Annotated in this window: 32 protein-coding genes and 2 pseudogenes; 11 read left to right on the forward strand and 23 right to left on the reverse strand. The window is 62.6% G+C overall.

What is annotated here, in order from left to right:
- Window positions 1-132 precede the first annotated feature (132 nt).
- Both G4D79_RS30865 and G4D79_RS30870 read right to left on the reverse strand, forming a co-directional pair.
- A protein-coding gene (locus tag G4D79_RS30865; RefSeq protein ID WP_374223451.1) for an IS3 family transposase occupies window positions 133-1,277 on the reverse strand; the annotation gives its coding sequence in 2 pieces (ribosomal slippage) (window positions 133-1,013 and window positions 1,013-1,277; 1,146 coding nt in all).
- Window positions 1,278-1,765: 488 nt separating this feature from the next.
- Window positions 1,766-2,185 carry a hypothetical protein gene (locus G4D79_RS30870; RefSeq protein ID WP_118605579.1) on the reverse strand — a complete coding sequence of 140 codons (420 nt, stop codon included), beginning with the start codon at window positions 2,183-2,185 and terminating at the stop codon, window positions 1,766-1,768.
- 310 nt (window positions 2,186-2,495) lie between these two features.
- On the opposite strand from G4D79_RS30870, the gene G4D79_RS30875 reads away from it, so the two are divergent.
- Together G4D79_RS30875 and G4D79_RS30880 are read left to right on the forward strand one after the other, a co-directional pair.
- Complete coding sequence (locus G4D79_RS30875) at window positions 2,496-3,095, forward strand: hypothetical protein (RefSeq protein WP_118605576.1); 600 nt, start codon at window positions 2,496-2,498, stop codon at window positions 3,093-3,095.
- A 116-nt stretch (window positions 3,096-3,211) separates the two neighbouring features.
- Complete coding sequence (locus tag G4D79_RS30880; RefSeq protein ID WP_118605573.1) at window positions 3,212-3,658, forward strand: hypothetical protein; 447 nt, start codon at window positions 3,212-3,214, stop codon at window positions 3,656-3,658.
- A gap of 302 nt (window positions 3,659-3,960) precedes the next feature.
- Here the strand turns inward: G4D79_RS30880 and G4D79_RS30885 are convergent, their stop codons facing one another.
- The 4 genes and pseudogenes from G4D79_RS30885 to G4D79_RS30900 form a co-directional block, all read right to left on the reverse strand.
- Entirely contained in the window at window positions 3,961-4,644 is a 684-nt protein-coding gene (locus G4D79_RS30885; RefSeq protein WP_147343812.1) for a hypothetical protein, read from the reverse strand.
- Window positions 4,645-5,309: 665 nt separating this feature from the next.
- Window positions 5,310-5,615 (reverse strand): annotated as a pseudogene (locus G4D79_RS30890) (transposase); the annotation flags it as partial.
- A 10-nt stretch (window positions 5,616-5,625) separates the two neighbouring features.
- On the reverse strand, window positions 5,626-6,732 hold the full coding sequence (locus tag G4D79_RS30895) for an IS110 family transposase (RefSeq protein WP_082920510.1): 1,107 nt from the start codon (window positions 6,730-6,732) through the stop codon (window positions 5,626-5,628).
- Between the two features lie 278 nt (window positions 6,733-7,010).
- Window positions 7,011-7,981, reverse strand: a pseudogene (locus G4D79_RS30900) (IS3 family transposase); the annotation flags it as partial.
- A 90-nt stretch (window positions 7,982-8,071) separates the two neighbouring features.
- Here G4D79_RS30900 and G4D79_RS30905 point away from each other — a divergent pair.
- The gene (locus G4D79_RS30905; RefSeq protein ID WP_181991995.1) at window positions 8,072-8,563 is read left to right on the forward strand and encodes a hypothetical protein; all 492 of its coding nucleotides are present in this window, start codon (window positions 8,072-8,074) and stop codon (window positions 8,561-8,563) included.
- On the opposite strand, the gene G4D79_RS30910 is transcribed toward G4D79_RS30905, so the two are convergent.
- Both G4D79_RS30910 and G4D79_RS30915 read right to left on the reverse strand, forming a co-directional pair.
- Window positions 8,520-9,764, reverse strand: coding sequence for an IS256 family transposase (locus tag G4D79_RS30910; protein ID WP_118605508.1), 1,245 nt, complete (start codon window positions 9,762-9,764; stop codon window positions 8,520-8,522). The genes G4D79_RS30905 and G4D79_RS30910 overlap by 44 nt on opposite strands.
- Window positions 9,765-9,834: 70 nt before the next feature.
- Window positions 9,835-10,080 (reverse strand): hypothetical protein, encoded by a 246-nt coding sequence (locus tag G4D79_RS30915; RefSeq protein ID WP_118605505.1) that lies wholly within the window; start codon window positions 10,078-10,080, stop codon window positions 9,835-9,837.
- A gap of 516 nt (window positions 10,081-10,596) precedes the next feature.
- On the opposite strand from G4D79_RS30915, the gene G4D79_RS30920 reads away from it, so the two are divergent.
- The gene (locus G4D79_RS30920) at window positions 10,597-10,866 is read left to right on the forward strand and encodes a hypothetical protein (protein ID WP_118605499.1); all 270 of its coding nucleotides are present in this window, start codon (window positions 10,597-10,599) and stop codon (window positions 10,864-10,866) included.
- Between the two features lie 197 nt (window positions 10,867-11,063).
- Here G4D79_RS30920 and G4D79_RS30925 read toward each other — a convergent pair whose 3' ends face one another.
- The 3 genes from G4D79_RS30925 to G4D79_RS30935 all read right to left on the reverse strand — a co-directional run bounded on the left by G4D79_RS30925 (window position 11,064) and on the right by G4D79_RS30935 (window position 12,640).
- Window positions 11,064-11,750: a nucleotidyl transferase AbiEii/AbiGii toxin family protein gene (locus G4D79_RS30925; protein WP_118605496.1), complete on the reverse strand. Its 687-nt coding sequence runs from the start codon at window positions 11,748-11,750 to the stop codon at window positions 11,064-11,066.
- Window positions 11,743-12,255, reverse strand: a complete 513-nt coding sequence (locus G4D79_RS35135) for a helix-turn-helix transcriptional regulator (protein ID WP_118605493.1) — start codon at window positions 12,253-12,255, stop codon at window positions 11,743-11,745. The genes G4D79_RS30925 and G4D79_RS35135 overlap by 8 nt, the downstream gene beginning before the upstream one ends.
- Before the next feature lie 127 nt (window positions 12,256-12,382).
- Window positions 12,383-12,640 carry a hypothetical protein gene (locus G4D79_RS30935; protein ID WP_118605490.1) on the reverse strand — a complete coding sequence of 86 codons (258 nt, stop codon included), beginning with the start codon at window positions 12,638-12,640 and terminating at the stop codon, window positions 12,383-12,385.
- Window positions 12,641-12,841: 201 nt separating this feature from the next.
- On the opposite strand from G4D79_RS30935, the gene G4D79_RS30940 reads away from it, so the two are divergent.
- Together G4D79_RS30940 and G4D79_RS30945 are read left to right on the forward strand one after the other, a co-directional pair.
- Complete coding sequence (locus G4D79_RS30940) at window positions 12,842-13,099, forward strand: hypothetical protein (protein WP_118605487.1); 258 nt, start codon at window positions 12,842-12,844, stop codon at window positions 13,097-13,099.
- Between the two features lie 524 nt (window positions 13,100-13,623).
- On the forward strand, window positions 13,624-14,745 hold the full coding sequence (locus G4D79_RS30945; RefSeq protein WP_147343810.1) for a hypothetical protein: 1,122 nt from the start codon (window positions 13,624-13,626) through the stop codon (window positions 14,743-14,745).
- A 225-nt stretch (window positions 14,746-14,970) separates the two neighbouring features.
- Here the strand turns inward: G4D79_RS30945 and G4D79_RS30950 are convergent, their stop codons facing one another.
- The 3 genes from G4D79_RS30950 to G4D79_RS30960 form a co-directional block, all read right to left on the reverse strand.
- Window positions 14,971-17,763 (reverse strand): hypothetical protein, encoded by a 2,793-nt coding sequence (locus tag G4D79_RS30950; RefSeq protein ID WP_118605481.1) that lies wholly within the window; start codon window positions 17,761-17,763, stop codon window positions 14,971-14,973.
- Window positions 17,764-17,892: 129 nt separating this feature from the next.
- Window positions 17,893-18,660, reverse strand: coding sequence for a hypothetical protein (locus G4D79_RS30955; RefSeq protein WP_118605478.1), 768 nt, complete (start codon window positions 18,658-18,660; stop codon window positions 17,893-17,895).
- A 131-nt stretch (window positions 18,661-18,791) separates the two neighbouring features.
- On the reverse strand, window positions 18,792-19,004 hold the full coding sequence (locus tag G4D79_RS30960; protein ID WP_118605475.1) for a hypothetical protein: 213 nt from the start codon (window positions 19,002-19,004) through the stop codon (window positions 18,792-18,794).
- Window positions 19,005-19,094: 90 nt separating this feature from the next.
- Between G4D79_RS30960 and G4D79_RS30965 the strand changes: the two genes are divergently transcribed.
- The 3 genes from G4D79_RS30965 (at window position 19,095) to G4D79_RS30975 (ending at window position 20,615) form a co-directional block, all read left to right on the forward strand.
- Window positions 19,095-19,418, forward strand: a complete 324-nt coding sequence (locus tag G4D79_RS30965) for a hypothetical protein (RefSeq protein WP_118605472.1) — start codon at window positions 19,095-19,097, stop codon at window positions 19,416-19,418.
- A 92-nt stretch (window positions 19,419-19,510) separates the two neighbouring features.
- A complete protein-coding gene (locus tag G4D79_RS30970; RefSeq protein WP_118605469.1) occupies window positions 19,511-19,921 on the forward strand; it encodes a hypothetical protein in 411 nt (136 codons plus the stop codon).
- A gap of 61 nt (window positions 19,922-19,982) precedes the next feature.
- Window positions 19,983-20,615, forward strand: coding sequence for a hypothetical protein (locus tag G4D79_RS30975; protein WP_118605466.1), 633 nt, complete (start codon window positions 19,983-19,985; stop codon window positions 20,613-20,615).
- 223 nt (window positions 20,616-20,838) lie between these two features.
- On the opposite strand, the gene G4D79_RS30980 is transcribed toward G4D79_RS30975, so the two are convergent.
- From G4D79_RS30980 to G4D79_RS30995, 4 genes are all read right to left on the reverse strand, one after another.
- The gene (locus tag G4D79_RS30980; RefSeq protein WP_118605463.1) at window positions 20,839-21,303 is read right to left on the reverse strand and encodes a hypothetical protein; all 465 of its coding nucleotides are present in this window, start codon (window positions 21,301-21,303) and stop codon (window positions 20,839-20,841) included.
- Window positions 21,304-21,502: 199 nt separating this feature from the next.
- The gene (locus tag G4D79_RS30985; protein ID WP_118605460.1) at window positions 21,503-22,114 is read right to left on the reverse strand and encodes a hypothetical protein; all 612 of its coding nucleotides are present in this window, start codon (window positions 22,112-22,114) and stop codon (window positions 21,503-21,505) included.
- 111 nt (window positions 22,115-22,225) lie between these two features.
- Window positions 22,226-22,459 carry a hypothetical protein gene (locus G4D79_RS30990; RefSeq protein WP_202975886.1) on the reverse strand — a complete coding sequence of 78 codons (234 nt, stop codon included), beginning with the start codon at window positions 22,457-22,459 and terminating at the stop codon, window positions 22,226-22,228.
- Between the two features lie 132 nt (window positions 22,460-22,591).
- Window positions 22,592-22,933: a DUF3846 domain-containing protein gene (locus G4D79_RS30995; RefSeq protein ID WP_181991994.1), complete on the reverse strand. Its 342-nt coding sequence runs from the start codon at window positions 22,931-22,933 to the stop codon at window positions 22,592-22,594.
- Between the two features lie 213 nt (window positions 22,934-23,146).
- Between G4D79_RS30995 and G4D79_RS31000 the strand changes: the two genes are divergently transcribed.
- Both G4D79_RS31000 and G4D79_RS31005 read left to right on the forward strand, forming a co-directional pair.
- Window positions 23,147-24,094, forward strand: coding sequence for a helix-turn-helix transcriptional regulator (locus G4D79_RS31000; RefSeq protein ID WP_118605454.1), 948 nt, complete (start codon window positions 23,147-23,149; stop codon window positions 24,092-24,094).
- A 5-nt stretch (window positions 24,095-24,099) separates the two neighbouring features.
- The gene (locus G4D79_RS31005) at window positions 24,100-24,342 is read left to right on the forward strand and encodes a hypothetical protein (protein ID WP_118605451.1); all 243 of its coding nucleotides are present in this window, start codon (window positions 24,100-24,102) and stop codon (window positions 24,340-24,342) included.
- 188 nt (window positions 24,343-24,530) lie between these two features.
- On the opposite strand, the gene G4D79_RS31010 is transcribed toward G4D79_RS31005, so the two are convergent.
- The 5 genes from G4D79_RS31010 to G4D79_RS31030 all read right to left on the reverse strand — a co-directional run bounded on the left by G4D79_RS31010 (window position 24,531) and on the right by G4D79_RS31030 (window position 26,348).
- Window positions 24,531-24,743, reverse strand: coding sequence for a hypothetical protein (locus G4D79_RS31010; RefSeq protein WP_118605448.1), 213 nt, complete (start codon window positions 24,741-24,743; stop codon window positions 24,531-24,533).
- 114 nt (window positions 24,744-24,857) lie between these two features.
- Entirely contained in the window at window positions 24,858-25,073 is a 216-nt protein-coding gene (locus tag G4D79_RS31015; protein ID WP_147343809.1) for a hypothetical protein, read from the reverse strand.
- 396 nt (window positions 25,074-25,469) lie between these two features.
- Entirely contained in the window at window positions 25,470-25,724 is a 255-nt protein-coding gene (locus tag G4D79_RS31020) for a hypothetical protein (protein ID WP_118605442.1), read from the reverse strand.
- 14 nt (window positions 25,725-25,738) lie between these two features.
- The gene (locus G4D79_RS31025) at window positions 25,739-25,966 is read right to left on the reverse strand and encodes a hypothetical protein (protein ID WP_118605439.1); all 228 of its coding nucleotides are present in this window, start codon (window positions 25,964-25,966) and stop codon (window positions 25,739-25,741) included.
- A 166-nt stretch (window positions 25,967-26,132) separates the two neighbouring features.
- The gene (locus G4D79_RS31030; RefSeq protein WP_118605436.1) at window positions 26,133-26,348 is read right to left on the reverse strand and encodes a hypothetical protein; all 216 of its coding nucleotides are present in this window, start codon (window positions 26,346-26,348) and stop codon (window positions 26,133-26,135) included.
- Between the last annotated feature and the right edge of the window lie 37 nt (window positions 26,349-26,385).

The following is a 26,385-nucleotide window of genomic DNA, read 5'->3' on the forward strand; positions in this document are numbered from 1 at the left end:
AACGCTTCGACGTAGGTATTTGAGGCTTCTTCAATCTCACCCGGCCACCCGATCTTGCATTGGAATGTGCCCATGGCAGGTCCCCGATAGTCGGTCCGGTCGGTTCTAGAGCCGGTTCCTATGTGTAGTCGATCAGTCGATCTCGCACGCCACGGGCTGGTGCCGGTGGGTGCATCCGGCAGCGTACTCGGCGGGGGTCTTGTAACCCAATGCTGAATGACGGTGTCGGTGATTGTGGTCGTCCTTGAAGTCCTCGATCACCACACGGGCCTCGAGCAGAGTGGGCCAGTAGTTGCGGTTCAGGCACTCATCGCGCAGCCGGTTGTTGAACGACTCGATGAACCCGTTGTTCCACGGCGTGCCCGGCGGAATGTAGGACATCCCCACCGACCCAGCACAGAAGTCCCGCAGCGCTTCCGAGATGAACTCCGGCCCGTTGTCCATCCGCAACACCAGCGGCGGCCCACCCCACATCGCGAATGCCTTCTCCAAGCCCTCGATCAACCTGTCGGCGGTGATCGAGCGGTCCACGATGTTCAGCAACGACATCCGGGTGTGTTCATCGACCATCGACGCGATCTTCACCGTCTTGCCGTCGACGGTCGAATCGAACTGGAAGTCCAATGCCCACACAATATTCGGAGCATCCGCATCGATAATCGGAACGGAGGACAGGCCGGCACGTTTGCGGCGCGGGGCACGCCGGACCTGCAGCCCTTCTTCCTTCCACAGGCGGTGGATCTTCTTCTTGTTCACCTCGACGCCCTGGTCGTAGCGCAACCATGCCCACGCTCGACGGAAGCCGTGCCGCGGATGCTTGCGGGAATATCTGCGTAGCTCTGCGCGCAGGTCGGCATCCGGGTCGTCCGGTGTCTGCGCCAACGGCAACCGCCGGTAAACCGATCGGGAGAGCCCGACGACCTTGCACGCGGACCGCTCCGACATCTGCAGGGTGTCGGTAAGCATGGTGATCGCGGCGCGTTTGGCGGTCGGGCTCAGAATTTTCCCTTCGCGATCTCCCGCAGGGCGTCCTTTTCCAACTCGGCGTCGGCGAGCAGCCGCTTGAGCCGGCTGTTCTGCTCCCGTAGTTCCTTGAGTTCCTTCGCCGCATCGGCATCCATGCCGCCGTACTGGCGACGCCAGTTGTACAGCGTCGCCGCCGACACCTCGAGTGCAGCGGCGATCTCCTCGCCGTTCTTGCCTTCCGCGGCCAACTCGTCGGCCCGGCGCAGCTTGCGCACGATGTCCTCCGCCGAGTGACGTTTGCGTCCCGCCATGATCCTTGTCGTCCCTTCTTCGCCCTTACCAGGGCAATCAGGACTCTAGATCAGGCCGGACCTACTCAAGGGGAACATGCCACAGTACTGGCGCACAGCGGGGTCGCCCATACCGCGGCAACCACGCCGTATCCCACACCGGACCACGTCCATCCGCTAACGAGGGACCACCCTGCGAGCAACACCCACATCGCGGCGATCAGCCAGTAATGCGAGGGTGGAGCTTCCTGTCCCAGAATGCCGTGCGCGCGTTTCATCGCTCACTGGTCGCTGCCTGAGGGACCGGGATAAGCGGCGCGGGCGGTGCGGATCGCGGCGTGGAGTGCGTCGACCAGCTGGTGTGCCTCGTCGATCTGCAGCAGCAGCACCCGCTGCGTTGAGACCGTCGTCGACCGCTAAAGTCACCGTCTCCGGAAGTTCGTTGCGGACGGTGATGGCCCCGAAGTCGGTGTCGATGATGTGGGATTCGGTCACGGTGCGATCCTCTTTCATTCGGTGGTCTCGGCCCTGGTGGCCTGTTCGAGCTGGTTGATGCGACCACCGGTCAAACCCAGGACAGCTCCGGTGTCGCGGGTGGACAAACCCGCCTGCGTGCGCAACACACCGATCAGATCGACGGTGGTGGCGCTGATCTGCGCGCTGGTCTCCTGGGCGCGGCGACGCAGCTCGTCGAGGCCGGCGAGCTGTTCGGTGATGTCGACATCGCCGATACGCACGTGGGCGCGAGTGACGGTGACCGCGTCGGGATCGACGCCGTCGTGAGTGTGGGCCAGATCGCGGACACGGTCGTCGATGGCAGCGAAGTTCTTTTCCCGGAACGACCAGTCGGGCCGATCCTGCACGGTGACGGTCCAGGCCTTGTCGTCGGTGTCGGCGCGCACGACGCTGATGGTGTAGTCGCTGCTCATCGGATGTGTCCTCGTCCTTCAAGGGGCTGCCCAGGGTCCGGCCGGTGGACGCAGCGCCGGGGTCGACCGGAGGCTGCGTCCACCTGCCGAGCTCGACCCTACGGGCGCGCTGAGACGTCCCCGTACAGCGCCGTCAGTCCGGTGCGGTCGCCTCGGTCACCGTGTGCATGCCCCCTCGCCTGTGTGATGCCCCTGAATCTATGCCACCCGCACCACACCGTCAATCACTCTAAACAGATTTGTTTACTTCGCTTGACATATTGGGTTGCGGGGTGGTCGACTGGCCTCACCCGAACGAAAGGAACGCTCGATGCGCACTTCCGAAGTCTTTGAAGCCGTGACCTTTCCGAACGCGAGCGAGATCCTGGTCCGGCGCCGATCAGCCCGCGGCGGCATGGAAGTGCTTGCCCGCATTCCACGACCCGTCAACGCTCCGGCGCCGCTACACGAGGCCATGAGCACAGCCCTGGACCACAGCCGGTGGCAGGCCGTAAGCCCCGCGTTCCTCCTCCCCGCAGAGGAGCACGCCGCCGCCGTATCCGGCGTCAAGGTCGAGGTGACGTCCCGCTACGAGCACCCCGCCGACCCGGCTGCCGCGATCGTTGCGCTCACCGAGGAGCACCGCGAGGCCCTGACCGACGAAGCGGTGCGCTTCTACACCCGGATCGACGAACCGGTCGACGGACTCGACGACTACTCCAAGGCGGCTGCCGGTTCCCTGATCTGGGATGCCGGGTTGTTGCCGATCCGCTTCACCGGCCACCGTGACCGCTGCGGCGATCTGGTGCGCGCCCACATCGTCGCCGACACCGGCCTGTGGACACCGACCGCCGAGCGGGCCACCGACCTCGACAACCAGACGCTGACCGCGCGTGTCCTGTGGCAGCTGATCTGCGAACTGTCGGACTGACTGACCACCCGCACCGGCCGGTGCTGGGCGGGGATGCAGCAATCATCCCCGCCCACTCCCAGACCAGACCAGACCAGACCAGACCAGACCAGACCAGACCAGGAAGAGTACCGAGCATGTTCCGTGCCACCGAGACCCCCGTTGACCTGACCCAGTTGACCGAGCAGGTGCTGTGCATAATGACCTTTCCCCTGATCGTCGCGGCGCTGGTCTGGGTCGTATACCACCTGTACACCTTCCCCGACCGCATCGAGGCCCGCTGGAACCGCAAAGACGACTGGCAGCAGGCAGAGGCGATCTACCTCGGGGTGCTCGATGACTACGCCGCGTACCTCGCCGACCCAGATGCCCGGCTCGACTGCCCGGCTCTCGACGATGTCCGCAACCCGGCCACCGCTGCGTTCCTCGATGCCCTCGGACACGCTGAGTCCCTGCACTTGGACCGAGTTCCCGCCGACGGCGGCCGTATCGACGCGTTCGGCCGCGCCGCTCGGATGCTGCGCACTGCCTTCGATGACGCGGCTACCGACCGTGGTGCCCTGCCTGTCGACACCGGCCGGTAGCGTCGACACTCGTACCAACCAAGGGGCAAGCTCAGGTCGCAGGTTCGAGCGGTCGTGGGGCAGGAAGATCGGATACAGCAAACAAGAACGAGAGATGTATGCCGCTGCCGGTCGAGAGCTGCCCGACGACTAGATGGTTCGCGCGAAGTGGATTCCCTGATGCGACGAACCGTTTCCGGCGCGCCCGGCACCTGCATGCAGACAGATGCGGGGGTGGAGCGTACTCCTTGCTCACCTCACAGGAATTGCGGATCCGGCTTCTTCGGGGCGCAGCGCGACGAACCCGGTTGTATGAGCGGTGATCAGTTGCTGTAGCCGGTCACCTCGACGATCTGGGCGGTGAACGTCGGAACGGTGATACGTACGTCGCCTCTCGCGTCGTAGGTGATGGGGCCGCCCACCGTGGCATACATTGTGACCAGGTCCCCTTCCACGACGTCGGCCAAGATCTCGGATGTGGGAGAGGAGATGACAGCCCGATCGCGGTACCCGAAGCGGCTGCTGTGCGGTACCGCATCCACCAAAGCATGGAACGTGTCCAGCCCGGTTACGGTGTCGAACTGCTGCACATATCCGTGCAGCACGACTTTGCGGTCCAGATGCTGTGTCGGATCCTTCACGATGAACGCGAGATCACGCGAGTCGAGCACCTCGTAGCTACTCCGGTCGTACCGGGCCGCATCCAGCGACGGCGCAGGCACAGCGATCGACGCACCGCCGCCGGTCTGTGAGGACCATCCCGGCACTAGCGTCGTCCCATCCGCAGCGACGACCGACCCATCCCGAGCATCGATTACCGCACCCCGAGCATTGTTCGACGCACCCTGATCCTCGCTGTCGGTGGTGAGGACTGCGAAGACAATCATGAGCAGTACGACGCCCAGAACTGCGATGATCGCCCGAACCCACGTCGGTGTCGGGCTTCTGGTGCTGTCTGTGTCACCGGATGAACCCTCGTCGTTACTCAAGCCGCTGCCTCGTTTCATGCCCGATGTGTTCTCCTCGATGCCGCCACGTGACATGGCGATCTCAGCTCTGGAATCGAGTCCGTAGATCACATCGTTACCGCTGGTCAGCACAGTGTGGTCACGGGTCGCGACCGGCGCGGGGATGAGGACGATCGGCTGCCCCCGGGTGCAGGGTGTGCGAGGTTTCGAGCCCTGCCGATGCTGGCCAGTGGTTCGGCCACCATCGGAACCAACCTCCCAGCACCAGTTCCCAGTCCTCGATTCCGGCCGAACATCACAGTGAGGCTGCCCCCCTTGTAGTGGACACCCTCACGTGGTCGTTTGTCGGTGCCTTGTTGGAGACTCGGACCGTGAGCTCGAGACCTCTGAGAAACCCTACCGCTGCCAGTCGACTCCTCGGGACGAGGGCGGCGATCACAGCGAAAGAGATTCTGGGCGCGACTGTGAACCGAGCTGCGCGGGATCGCGTGTGGGCTTGCTCGAACATCTATAGGTCGCTCCAGGTGGTCGCCGATCTGTTGGCGCGCATGGACCTGGCACTCATCGACGACACACGAGACCAGGTGGAACTGAGCTGGACGCAAGCCCTCAGCCCCGTCCTGAGGAATAAGCTAGAGCCGCTGGTGTCCGTTTCCTATCGGGGACTGGGGCCTTGACCCCAGTCCGTAGACACGGGTGGTGGATTACGCCGCGGATGACAGCGTAGCGGTGTAGAGGCTCTCGTAAGAGTTCGGGGACCGGTGGCCGCACCAGGAGTGCCTCCTCCTGGTGTTGTAGCGGGTGACCCATCGGAAGACTTGGCGCCGGCACGCCGCTTCGTCGGGCCAGACGTTCGCGTTCTGGAGGACTTCTCGTTTGAGGGCGGCGTTGAAGGATTCGGCGAGGCTGTTGTCGGCGCTCGTGCCGACTTTGCCCATCGACTGGATAACGCCGAGGCGGGCGCAGAGGGAAGCGAAATCCTTCGACGTGTATTGCGCGCCGTGGATGCTCTCCTGAGAGTCAAGCTGCTTTTCGATGGTGTCGGGTGTTCGGGGTGATGGTCTGCGGTCCAGGGTTGAGGAGGTAGTAGACCTCGCGAGCCAGGTAGCGTTTCAGGCACCGAATGGTTTCCAGTTTCGAGTGGCCTTCGCTGGTTTTCTTCTCTACGTAGGCCTGGGTTTTCGGGTCGAGTCGAATGCGGCCGATGACGGCCAGATGCAAGGCTCGGTTGGCTTGGCGGTCACCGCCGCGATTGAGGCGGTGGCGTTGGGTCATGCCAGAAGATGCGGGTAGCGGCGCGACACCGCATAGCATCGCGAACGCGGCTTCGGATTTCATTCGATCGGAATTGTCGCCGGCGGTGACAAGCATTTGTCCGGCGACTTCGATACCGATTCCGACGCGCTCGAGTAGTTGAGGTGCGAGGGCTTTCACGATCGGGTTGATCAGTTCGTCGAGATCGGCGATCTCGTCGGTCAATTCGAGATAGCGGCGAGCCAGGGATTTCAGCGAAACCCGGTAGGCGGTCACAGGATCGGTAGCGTTCGAGACATCCGGCCGCCACGCGGCGAGGAGGCGTATCAGCTGCATCCGCGTCAGATCGCGGACCTGCTCGCGCAGCTCGTCGGGAGCGGAGATGATCGTCATCCGCAATAGTTGCAGCGCACTGCGCCGCTCTCGTACCGAATGGGCTCGGGTCACCCTCAACACACGAAGTGACTCGACGGCACCGTCTTTCGATTTCGGGGTGGTGGTGCGCCGGTTGGTTTTGGCTGCACGCGCTGCGTTAATGGCATCGAGGTCGTCGTTTTTGCCCTTACGGCGGCGGTCCGAGCGATCGGGGCGGTCCACCTCGAGTACCGTCACGCCGGCTTTCGCGAGGTGGCGGGTCAGCCCAGCTCCGTAGGAGCCAGTGCCCTCAATACCGATCCGGATCAGATTGCCGTACTCGCCGATCCAGGTCAGCATGGTTCGATACCCGTTTCGGGTGGTCGGAAAACTGCGAGTTCCGAGGACGTTGTCGTCGGTATCGATCACCGCGGCGACGTGCAGTTCTTTGTGGGTATCGACTCCGGCGAACACTTCCCGGTCTTGATCGAGATCGGCTTTGTCAGGCATCCTTGTCATGTCGCTTTCCTCTCCGTTGACCGATGAGCAAGGCGGCGCCGCGCATCGACCGAACCGGCGGACAAGACAGTGATGAGCACCTGGTGGTGCAGGCTCTCCTCAGGTCACCCCGACGGTGAGGCGTAGCGCCTCACCGGGGGTTCCCAGGAACCGACAAATCCAAGGAAAGACATACGATCGTCGATCGGAGTGCGGGTCAGGAACACTGGGAACTCCCGGCACCAGCATTCTCTCGTCTCCATGCGTTAACGGTCAGGAAATCCGAAAACACCGGCACAAACAGTCTCACTATCGGAGTGAAAGACGGACCCGGACAATCCATTACGATCGCCATGAGCAGCGCGGAGAGCGTCGGAGACGAGCTCGGTGCGCATATGGTCAGCGATCGCCCAGCCGGCGAGTTTGCGGGAGTAGCAGTCGATCACCGTCGCCAGATACAAGTTGGTCCCGCCCTCGAGCGGCAGGTAGGTGACGTCACCGACGTAGATGCGGTTCGGTGCGGGGGCGGTGAAGTCCCGCTCGAGCAGGTCGGGCACCTTCTGGTCGGCAGGTTCGGGGACGGTGGTCGTGACCCGTCGTCGACGGCGGTAGCCGGCGATATCGTTCTCACGCATCACCCGGGCCACCCGCTTGTGGTTGACCCTCTCGTCCATGGTGACGCCATCGTTGAGCTCGGCGGTGATCCTCGGTGCGCCGTAGGTGTTGTCCTCGGTGTGGATCACCCGGATTCTTTCGGCCAGCTGCGCGTCGGCCTCGGCGCGAGCGGCCCTCGTGGTCTCTGCGGATTTCCAGGCGTAGTAGGACGAGCGCTCGATCTCGACGAGCTGGCACAACCGCTTCACCTGATAGGTGTCGGAGTGGTCGGCGACGAACTGGAAGCGGGTCACCAGTTCGTCTCCCCGGCGAAATACTTGGCCGCCTGCCGGAGGATCTCGCGTTCGGTGGTGAGCTTGGTGGTCTCTGCTCGTAGGGCAGCGTTCTCGGCTTCGAGGCGGGCGAGTTTCTGCTCGACGGTCTCCGATTCGCTACCCGTGCCGGGGCTCGGGCTGTGAGGCCGTGCCGGAGTGTTCACCCGGGTGCCGTCGAGGTGGGTTTTGGTGCCGGTCCCGTACTGGTCGATCCAGTGGGTGAGGGTGCCGCGTACGACCCCGAGGTCAGCGGCGATGCCTCGGATCGTCGCGCCGGGTGTGGACTCGTACAACTCGACGGCCTGGCGCCGGAACTCCTCCGAGTAGTTCTTTCGTGACATGACTGAAGATCATCTCGCTTCCCCAGCAGGTGCTGGTTTCAGCGTGTCCAAGAACCGGGGTCAGGGCCCCTGATCTCACCTCGTGCGCTCATGCAATGCGCGCGCGAGATCATCGAATCGGCCACCGGCGATGCCGCAGCTCAGGCAGTGGACGCAGACGAACTCACACGGTGCCTGCTCGGAATCAACGGCGAGCACGATCATGTATCGGGTGAACTCGGTCTTCCCGAGATGGAGCGGTTCGATGCAAAATCGATCGACGGGATCACCTCGGTACTCGACGGCCTCGACGACAACCGCCTGCGTGAGCTGATGCGAGCGTTCAGCGTCGCCGAAATCGCCGAATTGGCGTTCGAGAAGCCGGAAACCATCGAGACGCTGCTTCCCCTGACACACGACATGTGGCGCCGACCGTGGCCATCGACTGCCCGGGTGGACCGGCTCACCGGTTCCTCTCCGGCTGCCGTCTTCGAGAACGTGTTCGGGTCAAGTCCCGTGAGGTGGTGTACGACGTCGTCGCGTGATTCCTCGTCGTCGGTTATGCGGTCAAAGCCGGTGCCACCTCCTCCGCGGGTTCTGTGACGGTCTCGGCACGCCTGTCCGTGCGGGAGCGGGCGAGAACGTCAAGTCCGAGATAGCGGCGACCTTCGATCCACTCGTCGTGCTGCTCGGCGAGGACGGCACCAACGAGCCGGATCAACGCAGTCCGATCCGGGAAGATCCCGACCACATCGGTCCTGCGGCGGATCTCCTTGTTCAGCCGCTCCTGCGGATTGTTGGACCAGATCTGCCGCCAGATCTGCTTCGGAAACGCAGTGAACGCCAGCAGATCCGCTCGCGCTGCGTCGAGATGCTCGGCCACCTTCGGCAGCTTCTCCTCCAGCGCATCGATCACCCGATCATATTGGGCATGAACAGAATCCGCGTCCGGTTGATCGTAGACCGAATGCAACAGCGTCTTCACCCACGGCCACGACGACTTCGGGGTCACCGCCATCAAGTTGGTCGAATAGTGCGTTCGGCACCGTTGCCAGGACGCCCCCGGCAAGGTCACACCGATCGCTCCCACGAGGCCGGCATGAGCATCGGAGGTCACGAGCTGCACCCCGGACAAGCCTCGGGCAACGAGGCCGCGGAAGAAGGCCAGCCAACCGGCGCCGTCTTCGGCAGAGGTGACATCCACCCCCAGGATCTCGCGGTAGCCGTCGGCGTTCACGCCGACCGCCACCAAGGTGTGCACGCCCACGACGCGACCGTTCTCGCGGGCTTTGAGCACGAGAGCATCGGCGGCAACGAACGTGTACGGACCTTGATCCAAAGGCCGATTGCGGAAGGCCTCGACCTGCTCGTCGAGCTCTTTCGCCATGACGCTGACCTGCGATTTCGACAGACTGGTGATACCCAACGTGTCGACGAGTTTCTCCATCCGGCGGGTGGAGACGCCGAGGAGGTAGCAGGTCGCAACAACAGAGGTCAGAGCTCGTTCGGCGCGTTTACGGCGCTGCAGCAACCAGTCCGGAAAGTATGAGCCCTGCCGCAACTTCGGAATGGCGACATCGAGCGTGCCGACGCGGGTGTCGAAGTCCCGATGCCGATAGCCGTTGCGGACGTTGATTCGGTCGTCGGAGCGTTGCCCGTAACCGGCGCCGCACAGTGCGTCGGCTTCGGCGCCCATCAGGGCGTCGAGGAATATCGTCAGTAGTTCGCGCAGCAGGTCGGGGCTGGCGCCGGTGAGTCGGTCGTCGACAAGCTGGCGCAGGTCGATATCGTGGGCAGTGGTCATCGCGTGGTCCTGTCTCGAGTGACTTTGGTCGGTCTCTCTGAGAATCACGCGGTGACCGTCTTTCGTTCGGTTACGACACGCCAGCAAGCTCATTCAGCTGCGGCTCGTACACCACTCTGGTGGACGCAACCACAGCCAGTGCCGAGTACACGGCGATCGATAGACCCCACGCGGGCCCTCGGACCGCGTAAACGCCGGAGTCGACGTCGAGGCCACGGCACTCATGCCCGACGGGCCACCACACGGCCACATCGTCGACAGTTCCGTTGGCGCGTTCCCAGTCCGGTGCGCGGTAGCCGAATTGCGCCGGGAACATCTCGCGGCACCCACCGGCATTCGACCACTGATAGTCCGCCGCCCACAGCACACAGAACGCAAAACAGTTCCGCACAACACAAGTGCCACACTGGTCCGGATGACTCGATCAGTCGACCAGCCTGCGAGGATCATCAAGATCAGCACAACGATCGATTCTGTGTGGCGAACTCCACCGGGCCGTCGCCGCCTGAATATCTCGCTGACACCGCCAGCAGTTGTCGGACACCGCTTCCGATGTGCCGCCCCGGCGATTTGTGCGCCACGCGTACTCCCCCATTCGGATCGGCCACGGGAACAGACGTTTGATTTCGTTCCATTCGCCTCGTAGTCCGATATCCACCCATCCTGCCAGCTTTCGACTGCAGTGGAGACCGACGCATCCGGTGATCATGCACGACTTCCAGACTCGGGTTGATGCGGAGATCCGTTGTGACATGTCCACCACGACAATCGGAAGGATCGATACACTCGTCCCCTCCGCAGATCGCGAACTATTCCGTCGAAAGGTTATGCAATGGGGACGCTTTGGTTGGAATCCGATGACTTCGGAGCTAGATGGGGCGACGTGCCCGACAGCGCATCGGAGAAAATACTCGAGAAGGCCACCACGCTGATCGGATCGCCGCACGCTGTGACCACAGCATGGACTCAGCCCGGCAATGGCCAATTCCTGATAGCCCGGGATCAGGTGCACACCTTCTGGAACGACGCGTCGGAGGCTCACGTCGACGAGATTACGGACGTGGCGACGGAGCTGCTGGGAGAGCCCGACACTGTGGCGTAAGCGACTCTATGCGCCGGTGCCGTTACCCGGAAATGAGATGACCCAGAGACGCTCAGAACTCATCACAGACGGGGTCGGACTCAATCGAGTTCGACCCCTTCCTCTGTTTCTGGCGATCATCGCGGGCCAGCCGTCGATCACGTTTACTCACCCATCGCCAGACCGGTTCTCACTGGCCCTTTTTCGCGTAGGCCGCCCTATCGGTATAGCCGCTGTATGCGATCCCACAACAAAGCCTTGGGTGTGGAATCCATCTTCAGTTCGCGAATGCACTGATCGAGCCGGTGAGGATTGTCTCGGTGGTAGTCGATAGCTTTGTCGAGGTCCCTCACGACAGACGAACCGTAGGCTGCCTCGGCCTTGTCAACGGCCTCGTCCATGAGGCCGTTGCTGGGCTCCATCATGGCGAGGTCGATCAGGTCTCGACTGAAGACGGAGGTGTCTGCCCATCTGTCGGAGTTCGCAAGAAGTTTACTTGTTGCCATGTCGAGTAGGGACAGCGTCGCCACCCCACATACCTGGTCGTCCCGCGCCGGAATTTCGAAGCTGATACGCCCTTCAGAAACGATCTCGAACTTGATGGGTGTACCGCCGACATCGAGAATCGCCCGGATTCCGTACTGGTCCGCCACGGGGTCACGGACCAACGGGACCTGGCGCACCATAATCGATTTGAATCCTGAGCTCTTGATCAGCTCTCGAAGCGTTCGGTACCCGGCTGCACTCGAAACCAGGAAGTCGACGTCGATCGACTCCCTGAACTCTCCGAAGCGGAGTGCTATCGCAGTCCCTCCACCGAAATAGCAACTCGTGTCTCGAAATAGTTCGCTGTTGAGTGATTCGAGAACAGTTTCGATGAGGTTGTGATGGTCTCTGCTAAACAAGAAGAACTCCCTTGCTGTATTTGTCCGCCAGAGCCTGGATCAGAGCTTTTTCCTTGTCGCTCATAGCGGCATGGTCGAGGTGACGCCAATTGCGCTCGTAGGTCCTCAAGGCCTCGAATCCGTCAAGGCAACTATCGGCATCGAGCTGCCAAGCTGCGGCGCTCAGTAGCGGGTAGTCACCCACTCTCACCTTCGCTGGAGTTTCGGTGTTCACTGGTTCGTCCGCGCTGCTTTCCGTCCACTGCGGGCGAGCATCCGTTAGCTGAAGATGCAGACCCACCGCCTCGGCGGCATTCACCAGTGCTCCTACCGTGACTGATGGCGCGCCGCTCTCGACTCGATGCAGCGTTACCCGTGACATTCCAGCGGACTCAGCTGCAACGGTCGCACTGATCCCTAGCTGTCGTCGACGATCTTTCAAGGCCGCGCCGATAGCAATCAGCGACTGCTCGCTGGGCTCTGATATGGAGGGATTCTTCGACGGCATGTATCTCATTCTATACATTCAACCGCTTCGGTCAAGGTTGGCGCTGTCACTCTCAGCTGCGCAAAAGTAGGCGGGCGCAGACGCTGTGGTTGCCACCCTCGCCACCGGCGAACCCCCATCATCCTTCCTCCGTATTGCCATCCTCCTACTCGAACCAGCCAGCAAGGTCGGCACACAACTCTCGTGCCACACGAACTACCTCCGGCCCTTCGTCTTCCGGAGAGAAGTTGGCGATTGCGCTTGTGCGAGCGAGGACGGAATCAGCGCTCTTCTTCTCGTCCAGCATGGGATAGACATCGGAGGCCAAGTGCCGCGCTTCTACCGCCACTTTCACGACGTCTTCACTTCGGGGGTCGACAGAATTGATCAAGGTCATCAGGTCTGCAACCGGGTTGTTGCTCATAATCGAATCCTTCTGTCGTAGCGCCGGTGCGGCGACCGGGAGTTACACGGGCTGTGCGTGTGCTGGACGTTTGTAGCCACCATGGCGGGTCTCAAATGCTTTCGCGCTGACGTGCGGTTACTCCGTTGCGGCGGCGCCACCACGCGGCGCCGGGACAGAGGAGAGCAATGAGCGGTCACGGGACCGGCGTCAGGAAAACTGATGGCACGAAGCTCGGGCAGCGAACCGTCCGATGTCGACGTAGTAGGCAGCGAGAACCGTAGCGACGCCGAGAAGGTCCTACCCGGCATGTTACTTCGCGCCGACGGATTCGTTCTCAAGTTCGTCGTCGTCCTCGATTTCCCGTTCGAACCCGCATTCCTGGCACTGCCCGATGGTCGGTTCACTGGCGTCGGCCGGGGCGATGAGCTTGAGATCCAGGTCCTTGCATTCCGGGCACAGGTACTTGTTGAATTGTGACATCGTCGCTCTCCTCTGTTGATTTTGTTTGTTCGCAATGTATCTGACTGGCTCCACCTGTGTTCCACGCAGCTTGGAGCCCAGGCAAGTGGTGTGGCGACCGCCGTCTCGAGCGTCACCTCCCGGTTCTCGTGAGAGCACTTTGTCGCGAAAACATCGAGGCTGCAGTCACATGCGCCGATTGCAGCGCTGTCGTTGACCGCGTGCCGATCGCACACCGTTCACCGGGAAAGATGTCGCAGATCATCCTAGTTCCTCTCTAAGACAAAGGTTCATGGTCAGTTTCGATTTCCCGGATGTCGTCGATTGATTGCTCGACGAACCACAGTCGACGGCTAATGGCTACTATTTCTTTGTGACCAACGGGGGGAACACCTACGAACTGCCGACCCTTCTCCCGGTTCAGGCTCGGCATCTGTACGTATCGCCGATCGAGAAAGAAGGATTCCGTGAATCGAGTTGGACGAGTGGGCGCATCAATTTGCGTGGCAGCGTTTTTCGCTGTCGCAGGGTGCAGTACCGACGTGAGTGCCGACGACCCGAATGCAGGTGAGTCGACATCTTCGGCGGACGCCGAGAATGCAAGCAATGCGTCTACCGCTGTGGATCCGTGCTCGGTGGCATCGGTCCCGGGTCAGATGTGCCGGACCGTAGCATCAGCACCAATTGAGCACGCGGACTTCACGAATCAGATTGCGGTATCGATCAACACCTCGCCGACGATCGAAGTTCGGGTCGCGACGAAGGCAGGGGGCGTCGCCACGCATCAGGTGTATCCGACCTCGACGTCCGGCGGCGGTGGCCTCGGGCCGACGGGCGACTTCCCCTCCAAACAGGATCACTTCCTCACCTCTGTCAGCGACGTGACAGGGGACGGCGTCCCCGAAATCATCGTCCAGACTGGACAGTTCGCCGATCACTCCGAGTACCAGGTGCTCCGCCTGGGCGAGAACGGGACGTTGGCTGTGGTGAACGCCCCGACATACAACAAGTGGACGACCGGTAGCGACGTGTGGACGACATACAACACCACGGACCCGGACATCGGCTTCTTCCGTTGCCCGAAGCCGGGGCAGCCTGGTGTCACCACGAATCCCCTGCAGAGCATCAACGTCAACGATGACGGCCGCGGAACCCGCGTCGACTATCTCCACGATCACAAGTCCGGCGCGTGGACTCAGGTCGCACAGGAACCGGTGACGATGCAGATGGGTGTCTCGACGGAGCCGTTCCGTGCATTCGACTGCACCGATGTCGCCACGCGTACCGATCGCACCCCCGAAGACAAGAACACCCCGTTCACGCCTGAGACCGCAACGTCGACTGTCGCAGCGCCGAGTACGTCCGAGGCCCAAACATCTACTGTCGCAGAACCGTGCACGTTCGATCCCTACCGTGGCAGGGCAACCACGATCTCTTTCGACTCCGGGCACCTCGACTGCGCTGACGCCCAGCGCATCGCCCACGAGTACCAGACCAGCGACATTCCGCCTGGCGGCAATGCCGCGCACCGGGACAACGGCGAGTGGCATTGCTCGTCACCGACTGCAGGCGAGAACGAGCGGACCGGCCGCATCATGAGTTGCTCCGCATCGGGTGAGGCGTCTCCGTCGTGGCATTTCTATGTCGTGGTCGAACCCAGGTAGCCCACCTGGTTCAGCATCACCGCTGTTGGTGTGCATGCGAAAGTCCCCCGCGGTCCGTATGGACGGCGGGGGCTTTCGTTTGTTCGCTGCGGTTTCCGAAGGTGGGGCGGTCAACGATCGCGTCGACGGGAGGCCTCGGCGACGACGATGTCGATCTCGACTTCGGTTGCGCCCGCGCGACGGGCCTCGCCCAGGGAGAAGCCGGATCGCTCGTCCACAGCACCTCTATGGATCCACGAGGCACGGGACCTCGACATGCCCGAATCCCGCGAGGTCGATCTGCCGACCGGGATGCCACTCCCCCGGCGCCTGGTACCGATGGCTGCGGGCGTGGGCGTCGAGCACCGACAACGTTTGTCCTTCAACCGGGTGATCATGAGCGCGGGCGATCGAGATCAGCCCCCACAGGTTCCTGGGGTGGATTGGGTCGCCCAGCTTGAGAGTCTCGAGGTGCGGCTGCCAGAGATCCTCGGCCCCGGTGCCGTAGTCCTCGTCGAATCGTCTCCTGGCGGTGGCGGTCTGCTCAGCTCTGATCACTTCGGACACAGCCTTGACGTACTGGTCCACCACCGCGTTCTCAGCTTGGGCGCGTTCACGCTCTTTCGCTGCGGCGGCGGCAACTCTGCCGGTCCAGGCGTCTACCCGCGCGAGTGCGTCCACGTCGGCCCACGCGAGTCGGGCACGGACGTCGCCGTATCGTGTGGCGCTCTCCGGCCACCAGGGGATGCCGACTTTGTCGAACCGTGGCCACGACGGATCGTCCGGGGAGGCGGAGTACTGAACGAACGACGGGCCGTACCGATTCCCGCGCTCTTCGGTCAGGTGAACACCGTTGCGGTCCTTTGTGATCTGGAATGTACGCGCGGTAATGAGGTCGTCGTCGATGTTGCGGTAGTTACGCAGCCCCTGCTCGCGCAGCGGCGTTTCCTCGGGCGGTAGCGGGTTCGTCCAGGAGTACGAGATCAGCTGCCGCGAGGACGGGCGCCGCTTGTCGTGGGTTTCGGTGATGCACAGCGCGATCGCGGCGGACTGCGCGCAGGCTTCCGCGATCACCGCTTCCCGTTCGGGGCCGGTGAGGTAATGCATCGGGTTTGCGGCGAAATTCCAACGCTCCCAGTCTTCGTGCGCCCATCCTGGCCGCAGTAGCGTCGCACTACGCACAGGAAGGTACTGCCAGCGCTCTGTTGTCCCCAATGTGCCGTCGGCGTCGATCGGGGTGATGTCGAGGAACACGTGAGGATCGTGCGCGGGCGAGGATGCCGCGTAGACGTGCCAGGCCCCTTTCCTGTTGCGTGCCACGCACACCGCTCCGGGGACGGCGCGCCCGGCCGCGATGATCGTCGCCGTCGACGGGTCGGCGTCGTGTGAACGCCGGGAGCGGTATTCGGCGAGGATCTGCCGGACAGCTCGGCCTTCGTGGGTGGGGTTTCCATTCAACGGCTTCGCCCACGTGTTCGCGAGTTTCCACCAGTGCACCAGCTCGTCGAGCACACCGTCGACCGTTTCGGGCTCAGCCCCGGCATCGATCAGTTGCGCCGCCAGCAGCACACGAAACGGGCCCTCCGTCTGGGCCTCTGAGTCTTTCGCTGCGATCGCCGATCGTAGAGTCGGCACCATCGTCAGGAAGTGGGCGCTGCGATCGTCGCGACTGTTGAGGTAGTACTGCAGTTCCTCCCGGGTGGCGAGGTCGAACGGCAGCACCCACGAATCGGTGGGCAGCACCAGGCATGATGCACGGGACGACGGGGTCACCGGCATTTCTCCGCCGTAGACGTATCCAGGCCGGTCGGGGATCGGGACATCGCGCTTCCACACCGTGTCGGTGCGGGTGTAGCGAACGATGACACCTCCGTCTCGGCGGTCCTCGATCAGGTGCGGCACACCGGATTCGGGGACGCATCCGACGCTCCGCGGGTGCAACCGCGGATGCCGAGCGGCGCGGTACCGGCCATCACCGTCCCGCCGCAGGTCGTCGAACGCCGACGCGTGCCAGTCTCCGATGATCCGCATCCCGGGGCGCATCTTCGCGTTCAATCGCCGTTGCCACTGGCCGAACGACTCGCGGCCGTCGCCCAGCTGGATGGATGTCTCGTCGTCCTGAATGAGGACGACTGTGCCGCTGTCCTGCGCCTCGACGGTCAGCAGGTTCACCCCCGCCGGGGGCAGTGGATGCCAGACCGGGGTGCGTTCGACGATTCCCTGCAGCACCAGCATGATTCGCATGTAGTGACGACGGCGGGCGTCGGCCTGCCGTTCCAGTTTCATCCACTCGTCGGAGCCGGGAACCAGCGGCTCCCCGGCTGCGCGGCCGAAGCCGAACAGTCGCCGATCGAACACTTCCACGAACTCAGCGCGACGAGGCAATACGCGGTCGCCGACGGTGATGTCCGCTGTCAGCAGGTAGAGCTTCTCGCCGTTGCGCATCAGCCACCACGAGCGGGAGTTCTCGGCATCCCGGGCCTCGTCTTCGAACGCGTTGCCGGAATCGCTGCGGACCCGTGTCGGGATCAGCACCACGACACCACGCTGTTCGGGCAGTACTCGGTCCAAGTTCGCCGGGTCGGCGGTGATCCACTCGGTGAACGCGTCAAGGTCTCGTGCGTCCATGCCCGTGGACCGGCGGTCCATCAGGACGAGAGATTCCTCGGCCATCACCAGTACTCGTTGGCGGATGGTGATCGGGGTGTCGGCTGCGGCGGGGGCTCCGTCGCGGATCAGTTCGACGTGCTCGTCGCGGCCGAGGTACAGATCGACCGTCCACATCATTTCCTGCATGCGTGCGAGTTGCTGCTTCATCGGCGCGATCTGTGCGTCCAGTTCTGCTCTCTGCCGGGCGAAGTCAGCTTCCAGTTCGCAGCGGCGGCGTTCCAGTTCGCTACGCAGTTCCTCGTGCCGGGCTTGGGCACTGCGCATCGTGCGGGCGAGGTCGGCGCGCCGCGTGGCGACGGCGCGTTTCGTTTCGGCGGCGTCGCGTCCGCCGCGGGTGACGAGTTCGTCGAAGGTGCCGTCGGTGCGCATCGATGTCTCCTCATTGGGGGCAGGCCGTCGAGTCGAGTGGTGGGCGGTGTCGATCTTTCGTATCGGTGCGCATTCAGGTCAGCTACGAAAGGGTGGGTGGCGCTTCGCAGCTGACCCAGGCAACGCGATTCAGTCGCCGCGGGATGGTGTGTCTACGTCGTCGATCACTCCAATCGGGACGGGGAAGCACCCCGTATTGACCCCGCCTATCCAAGTTTCTGTCGCTTCGATGAGTGCGGCTTTCGCGCTATCGATCGAATCGAGATCAATCTCTGTTGCGTCGTCCTCGTCGAAAGGTTTGTATTGCAAATCCTCAGCGAGTTCGGTGATCGCCTTCTGGAGCTCTTTGATTCGAGTAGACACCTGAGATGGTGTCAGGAGCGCTGCACGGACGAGAAGCAGATCGAACTCCGCCAGTGTGGATCTGGTCGCGCCAGCCGTATCGCTGTACTCTCCCGCGATCTGGGCAATGCGCTGGTTGAGATCGCCACTCTCCAAAAGAATCCGTTGCAGACGCCGTTCATCGGGCGTTTCGCCCCTGTTGGCAAAATTGTTGGCAGGATTGTAAAACTCCGGCTCAATGGCCACTTGCCGAGCGGAGATTTCCCGATATTCCCTCAGCTGGAGATTCAACGGAGCAAGCCGCTCACGCTCGATCTTTGTAGTCGTAGATACGACATCTGCAACCAAGTCCACGGCGCGCGTCAGCGTTTCGCTGTGCTGCTTGGCGTCGAGCTCCTTCTGTTTGATCACCATTTGGTGATCGCGGTCCTTTTCCGCGTTCACGGTTGCGGTCTTCCCGGCGAATCGTGCGGCGTAGAACGCCGCGCTCCCGGTGATGCCACCTCCGAGGCCAGCTGAAAGTACTAGTTGAATCCATGTCGACCACTCGGCCATGTTCCCCACCCTCAAATCAATTTTTCCACACCGCTACGACAAATGAGCTGCTCTGGTACGAGAATATGGGACTTGTTCCCGCCCTACACTATTCGGATCTTCGTTCGAATCCGATGCTGACGGATGAGCTGTCAGTCCATCGTCATCGCGGCGATCCATTCACTCGGATCCATGCTGTCAAGGGTGAGATCTCCGTCGTGTTCCTTGAAATCACTTTCCCTGAGTTCAAGCCCCTTCACTTTCGCTTCCACGATGTAGCGGGCGATCTTTTCCGTGTTCGCGTCACTTGCCATGATTGCCCTCTTCGTCTTGTCTTCTGCGCCGTCTGCGGCATGAATACTCACACATGAGTGTAGCGGAGCGTCTACACTCGCGGGTGTGTTCAGCGGACGCGCCCACCATCCACTGCACTCCAACCAAGCGAAGGAAACCCGATGAGCGAGAACACGTCCGACTACTTCGACAACTACTCAGCAGGCCTGACAGCGCTCGCCCACGAGTACCCTGAGATCGAACCGCACTTCGGGCAGAGCATCCCCGGACTCGTTCCCACCCTCGCCGACGAAGAAGTCGCACCATTCCTCGCTTCCCTCATCGCCGCATCCGTCTCACCCGAGGTCGACCAAACCACCCGGAACTACACGACGAAGCTCCACAGGTTGATCCAGGATTTCCTCACCGCCCGACGCCTCGACCAACCCCAATCCAGCCGCGGACTCTTCCAACGGTTGCCCTCCACCTGGACAAACGAGAAGTAGCACTATCCGCGGCGGGCTGCCGAAATCGCCAGACCCGCCGACGCCCTTCGCAACGTGCTTCCACGTGACCATCAACCAGGAGAATTTTCTCAATGAGCCCCACGACACAAGGCACTTGGGTCATCACCGAGGGCCGCGACTACACCGCTCTGGTCGGCGATCTCAACTCTCGTCTCAGCGGTCACCAACTCGTCGTGACGGAGATAGACACCGTCGAGTTCCCGGACCGGACCGGCAGGACTGGGTGGCAACGCCTGGCGGAACCGGCATATCTCGCACCGGGCAACGTGCACATCCCCGAACGGATCATCATCCCTGTCGGGCTCGGCATCACGATCCCCCTGCGCCCCACCGTCCACGACGGTCATATCGTGAACCCGATCATCGACGTCAACGGAGATCACGTCCAGATCCTGTGCCCCTACCTCTTTCACTCCCCACCGCGACAGATCGACTGCCGCTCGTGGAGCATCACCGCCGTCAAGTGGACCGACAACACCTGACACGCACACTCGATGCACGATCCTTCACGTACGAACTGACCTGCCTGGCAAAGGAACACCCATGCCGCTGCCCACCTTCACCACGATCAGCAACACTCCGGCCCCGTCGCCGACGATGACCCGAACCGACGCGGCAACCAAGCTCGGCCTCTCCCCCACGGCGCTCGACAAACTTGTCCACACCGGGATTCTCGACCTCCCCATCTCAACCGAACGCGTCTCCGCCCTCTCCGACCGGCCTCTGCTCTCGGTCACCTCAGGCGAACTGACCGTGTTGCGCACCGACAGCCCACAGCCCGCATCGGACGACGACGACCGCACAGTCATCGGGTTTCACACATCGATGGAAAACGAAGAAATCTGCGACACCAGCCTCCGGTGGTGGCGCTGCGACCCGGCGCGTGTCGTCGACAACAAACTGCTCGTCGTCACGATCGCCACCATCCCCGTCGCGGCCTTTCTCGTCACCGCTCACATCGCCCAGGCGCCGTCCGGAAAGCGCACAGTGCGTCATCGCTTCGACGGCCGACTCCTGGCGCGACTACAGGCCGATGGGAGGGTTGTGCAGGTTTCCGAGGTTGCGGACCTGGGACGCCGAGTCCGTGATCTCATGCATTCGCGCATCATCACGATCAGCGGTGGGCCTATTGGTTATCTGGGGCCGAACCCTGAGCGCGCCCAGCCCCGCAGATGATCTCACTCTGACCGCAACACAGAACGGCCCTCGACTTCACATCGAAGTCGAGGGCCGAACCAGTTCGCAGCGGGTGAGCCGATGCACCACCCGGGATGGACTTAATTCGAACGAATCCGAGCGCATTTCCCACGTCCGGTGGCGCACTCCGAGAGCGGAGACTCGAGTGCAGAGACGTCCGGCTAGCCGCCACCGGGTAACGATGGTTCTCGCTCGTCCACTTTCACTTCAGCCACGACCGGGCCGCCTTTGCAGCTTCCGCCTGGGCTGCGCGAGCGATAGGTTCACGCGCCTGCTGGGCGGCAGCGATCAAAGCGTCGAGGGTCTCGAGGTTCGCCGAGGACCCCTTCGACGCCAGGAACTCTTCGTAGGCGGCGCGAACAGCTCGCCCTGCCTTCACCGAGCGGATGTAGTTGATTGCGTCGACGACATCGGCGCCTTCCGGCGGGGCGAGTACGGCTTCCTGGCCGTCCCAACCTTTCATTATCCGCACGTAGCGCTCGCCCCCAACGGACTGGTTGGACCAGCGTTCTTCGCCAGTTCGCGGGAAGTCCACGACGACGTCACGGGTGAGCACCTTGGTGATGGTGCCGCGCTGGACCGATGTGACGGCTCCGCGTGACGAGTAGATCGCGGCGACGGCCGCGCCGGGAACAGCCCATTCCAGGTGATTACCGGTGGTGCTCATGGCGTTTCCTTTCGGAGTCGCCCACAACGCTCTGGCGCGGGCAGGTGGTCGACGTAAGCGGTGGAGTGGCGCCGTGTCATCGCTTGGCGAGGCGACCGAGTCGCTGGACGCGACGCCGTGCCGCATGGTCGTCCAGGTCTTGGGTACATCCGCACGTGGGGGATGCCACCGGCGCAGTGGGAAGGTTCGGCGCTGGGCATCACGCCTCCGGTGGCGTTCCGATGATGTTGCGGCCTGCTTCGGTGATTTGCCAGCCGTCATCGTATTCGTTGACAGCGTAACCGTTTTGGTCCAGGTGGAACATGCCTCCCAGTACGAGATCTCGCATCCCGATGTTGGATTCTTCGCTGGATCGGCTCGGGTCTACCGTGACCGCTATGCGAGTGGGTGTCCACACTTCGCCGTCTGCGAGGCACTCCATGATCATGGATGGGATCGGTCCGAGCGCCGCTTGGGCGTGTGGGGACAACGGCTTCGGCCGTGAGCACTGCGAGTCGACTCGGGCCGGTTGTGGGCCTTGAAGAGGAGATCGCACGGCGTATTCCGTCTCGGGCATCGACGCGGGCGTAGAGGGTCTCTGGTCGGTCCGTGCGCCCTGGCGGCGGATGAGGCCTCGAACTTGATCTGCCGGGTATCCGCTGACCCGTTTGATGCGGCGACTGGCCAGTAGTGCGCGGGCGCGTGATTGTGAGACTCCCCAGTGGTCGGCCACTTTCTCGATCGGCCAGAGGAATTCGCTCAGTAAGTCAAGGGAATTCGGATGGTTCTCGTCCTCGCCGGGCGGATTGTCGTTCGTTGGTTCACTGGCCATGAGACAAACTTACGAGCGTTTTGCTCGTAAGTCAATCGGGCCGGGCACGAAAATGGGCACCACCGAGACCGGTGGCGCCCACTTCCCACAACGACCGATGCCCTGGGGGCCCTAGTAGTCCTCGTCCCACCGCTCACCGGCGTAGGTCGGATCGAAATCAGGGGGCGCCTGCTCGGGATACCTGGCGCGAATCTCCTCGTCTCGCACCAACCGCTCTTCCCAGTGTTTGTCACACCGAGGGAACGACTTGCCCGTGGCGGACAACGCAGTTCGATACTCGACGACCCCGCGGCAATCACTCGTATCGCGGTCCAAACAAACGGGCGGTTCCACATCATCAGCCATTTGCGAACACTTCTCTCTTCAGTCGGTAGAGCGTCGAGTGTTGCTTCACCGTATCGCCCACGCCCCCAGTGCATCTACCCAATCGCGGCGCACGCGGCCGATCCCCTCGACACCCGAGGTCGGCAGCCACCTCTAGGAGTGCACTATTTCCAGCAGGGAACCCTTCTGCTCGTCCGTGAGGCTGACGACGTCGTCGCCGTCGATTCCGGTGAGCACTGCAACGCCGAAGCATGGTGACGAGGTGAAGCCGTGCGACGCCGCGATAGCAGTGGCGCGTTGATTGAGCGCCAGATCGCCTGTGGGGATCGCATCTTCGTTCAGCCACAGGACGATCTCGGGAGCGAGGAACAAGGGGCGGACGGCCTCGCACTTGATGACGTCCCGGAGAGCGCCGTCGACACCGTTTGAGTCGGCACCCAATTCGACCTCCCCGGCTGTGCCGTCAACGTCAATCCGCATGCCGTGTACAGGCATTTCCAATCCCCATTCCTCGCATGTCGTCGGCTCCGACGACCAACACCGCTTTCCCTTGCCAGCCCGACGGTACAACATAACGAAGCCCGCTGGGCGCCATTTGTTGCGTCCGGCGCGACATCGCGGGTCGAATTGCGTTACATTCATTGCGAGTGCCCATGCGGAAGGAACCCGCGAATCAGCCACACGTCCGCGACAAGCCGAGGAGCAACGATGGACAACCTCACAACCGTGATCGAGAAGGCCCTGACTGCACGCGGCCTCGGCAAGTCCGAGTTCAGCGAAATGGTCGGGGTGAGCCGCTCGACGCTGGCGCGGTGGGACACGAGCCTCCCGCAACCAGCGACCCTGCGAAAGATCTCCGATGTGCTCGAGATCCCGCACAGTGCCGTCCTCTCTGCCGCCCTTGCGAGCGCCGGGTACCTCGGCGGCGGTGACACGTTTCCCTCTCCGGACGTGTACGTGGTCGTCAACGAATGCGACCCTGACGACAGCCAGCAATACCTCAATGCAGGGCTTCCAGGAGCCGGTGTCGTCGGCGTCTACACCACGGAAGGCGCCGCCGATCGGTATGTCGAGACCGCAAACCGAATCAGCAACGTAAGCAGCGAGTTCCGAAAGCACACCCTTGAACTCGACACACCACCCGTTCCTTCGACCGTCACCGTCTACACGAGCCGATGGGAGTACCTCAGCGACACCCTTCGCACCACAGAGTCGATCCACACGAGCGTTCCTGAACGGCTCGGGGAATCGGGCACCAGTCCGGTCGACGCCGAGGAACTCCCGCACACAGGCCTTGTCCAGGAACTGGTCATCAGCTCTCTGGACCCTCGACGCGGGGAAGACATACTCAAATGGTTCCTCGAGACCCTCCGCACTCAAGGACGCGTGCGAATCCCGGTCGACACGGAGCGTGCACCCGAACCTGTCTTCGAATCGACATCGTCGGCCACAGTGATCCCGTCCTCGTTCCGCGACTTCACCGAAAGCGCTGGCGGTGCCAAGCGGTGGCCAGGTAGCGACGAGAATATTCGCGCGGCCCTCAATTACGTCAAGAACAGGTATCCCGGCGTCCCTCACTACTCCGCCACGACCCCAGCCGATCTCATCCAAAAAATGCTGGACCGCGGCATCGGCGACGCATCCAGCAGGGGGTAAATCGCATGTCGATCATCAAAAACGCGGAAGATCTCGTGGTCGGCGACGTCTTCACGCCGCCAGCAGAGTGGCTCGGTGGGCACACGTTCACCGTCATCACCCTCGACAGACCGCACAAAGCCCATCACGACGGGGCCGACACCTACGACGTCGAGCGGGACACGATCAACATGCTTGTGAGCCGGGACGGAGCCAACTACACGGTCCGGCTCTGGCCAGATCAGGCCGTCACGATCGAGGGGAACTGACATGACTGCAGTGGAGAGCATCCGGACGGTCAAACATCCCGAAGAAGTCCACTACACATGACGGCCGACAGCAAATAGGCTCTCAGACAAGCGAATCGAGCACCACCCGAAACAGCTTTGGGTGGTGCTCGATTCTTGTGCTGGGCGCGTGTGGGAAGAGGTTCGTCGACTGTCTATCAGCGGCGCAGTCAGAGGTAGCGCCGTCCGACCTCGTCAGATGGTGAGATCTCCCAGCCGGACGGGTGCATTCGGTACACCACGACGCCTGGGCCCGAGTAGTCCCACTTCGAGGAGACGCCCGAGTAGGCCGAGTCGCCCTCCGCGAGCGTGATGACTGCCTTTTTCCAGCCCTCCCCGATGTCCTCGCCCGCGTCCATGATCGCTTGGTGGTCGTAATGCATCCTGCACTCCTATCCGTTTATCACTGAATTGTGGCGTAGGTGACGGCGCTCGTCGTCATCGTTCCACGTCGCCGCGCCGCTCACGCGGCACGTGGTCAACGAGACACCTGTCGGTCACTGAGTAGGTTTGGGCGTAATCACCATCTCCCGAAATGGCATTCCATCCCCGCATAGTCGCCAGTCGGTGCTGCGTGCGTATCCGGCTTCGGCGACCTTGTCGTACGCGATCAGCTTGGTTGCTGCGGTGCCCAGCTCGTCAACTGACCCGTCGTCGTGTTGGATCCATAGGTTCTTGGTCTCACGGTTGTACATGGCTTTCATCGCGCGCATCCCCACTCGTTGGTCGTGGCTGCGCTCACCTTTGACTGTTGAGGGAGTCGCAGCCGATTCGAGCGTGAACCTAGCGTGCGCGGCGCCCTGATCGCTCGCCCAAACCTGCACGGCTACAACGCACCCCGCAGATTCAGGCAACTCCTACTTCCGTCGCGGTGTCAATCCCACTTTCACTGAGACGGCAGGCCCCCCACGGCGCTTGGTTCACCGGTTGTGGACACGGCGATCGGCAACACGGCGTGCCCGCACGCCGCACCGATCCGGCCGGGGACACGCACTAACCATGTGGGCAACAAAAATTCGCCTCCACACCCATGATGCAGTGGAGGCCGCACTTCGAGTGCGCTGGCCGCGGGGAGGTCGGACAGTGCCGAACGCAGCCGATTTCAGATTTTAGTCGAGCACCCCGCGGGCGTAGTCGTCGAAGAACTTTCGTGTCTCCTCGCTGACGGGAATGCCCACGATGTTGACCACGCGGGTGTCGCCGTTGTCGTCGCGGACTCGGTATTCCCAGGTGTCGTCCGTGCACTGACGGACGACTTCGGTGATGGTCGCGGTCCCTTCCCACCGCGCTTCGGGGTAGCGTTCGCCTTTGCTGAAGATTCGTGTCCCGATGGGAAGTTGGATCCGGTTGTCGTGGTTGGTCATCGGCCGATCCTCGGTCAGCTGGTGGTCAGTGCCTGGGCGATGTTCTTGGCTTTGAGTCGGTCGAAGATCGCGTCGATGTCGTGCTCGGTGGCACCGGCGTCCAACGCTGCGCGAGTCAGGAGTGCGTACTCTCTCGCGGCCACCAAGTTAGTCCGATCGACCGGCCCGCCAGAGGTTTGGAATTCTCGGTCCAACTGCTCGAGCCATGCCTGCAGTTCGCGCAATGCCTGTTGCTTGTCCATTCTCGGATCCTACAGCGGGACAGCGGTTTCGGCGCGCAACCGGCGGCGATGATGCCACGGATCACGTTGCGGTTACAACGAAGTGCGGGCCGGTCGCATCGCAGAGCGATGTGACCGGCCCATCCCGCTCCGAGTACGGGAGATGCGCTGATTCAGTCCCCGGCAGCTAGAAGCTGGGCGCCGCGAGGAAGTCGACGCCCACACCGTTGTACTGGTGGGGCGTTTCGGTGAGGATCGATGTGTAGGTCTCCCCGGTCTTGAACTGGCCGGTCAGTGCGGCGATGACGATGCCGGTTCCGTCGCAGGTGGCGTCGTACAAGGTGGTCGATGCGCCACCGTCTCCCTTGACGCCGTTGACTGTGAATGTCCTGGTGTTGCTCATGTTCTTTCCCCTTTGTTGACGCGTCGAGGACCGCCCG

This window comes from Rhodococcus sp. WY5, assembly GCF_018588185.1.
Lineage (GTDB): Bacteria > Actinomycetota > Actinomycetes > Mycobacteriales > Mycobacteriaceae > Rhodococcus_F > Rhodococcus_F qingshengii.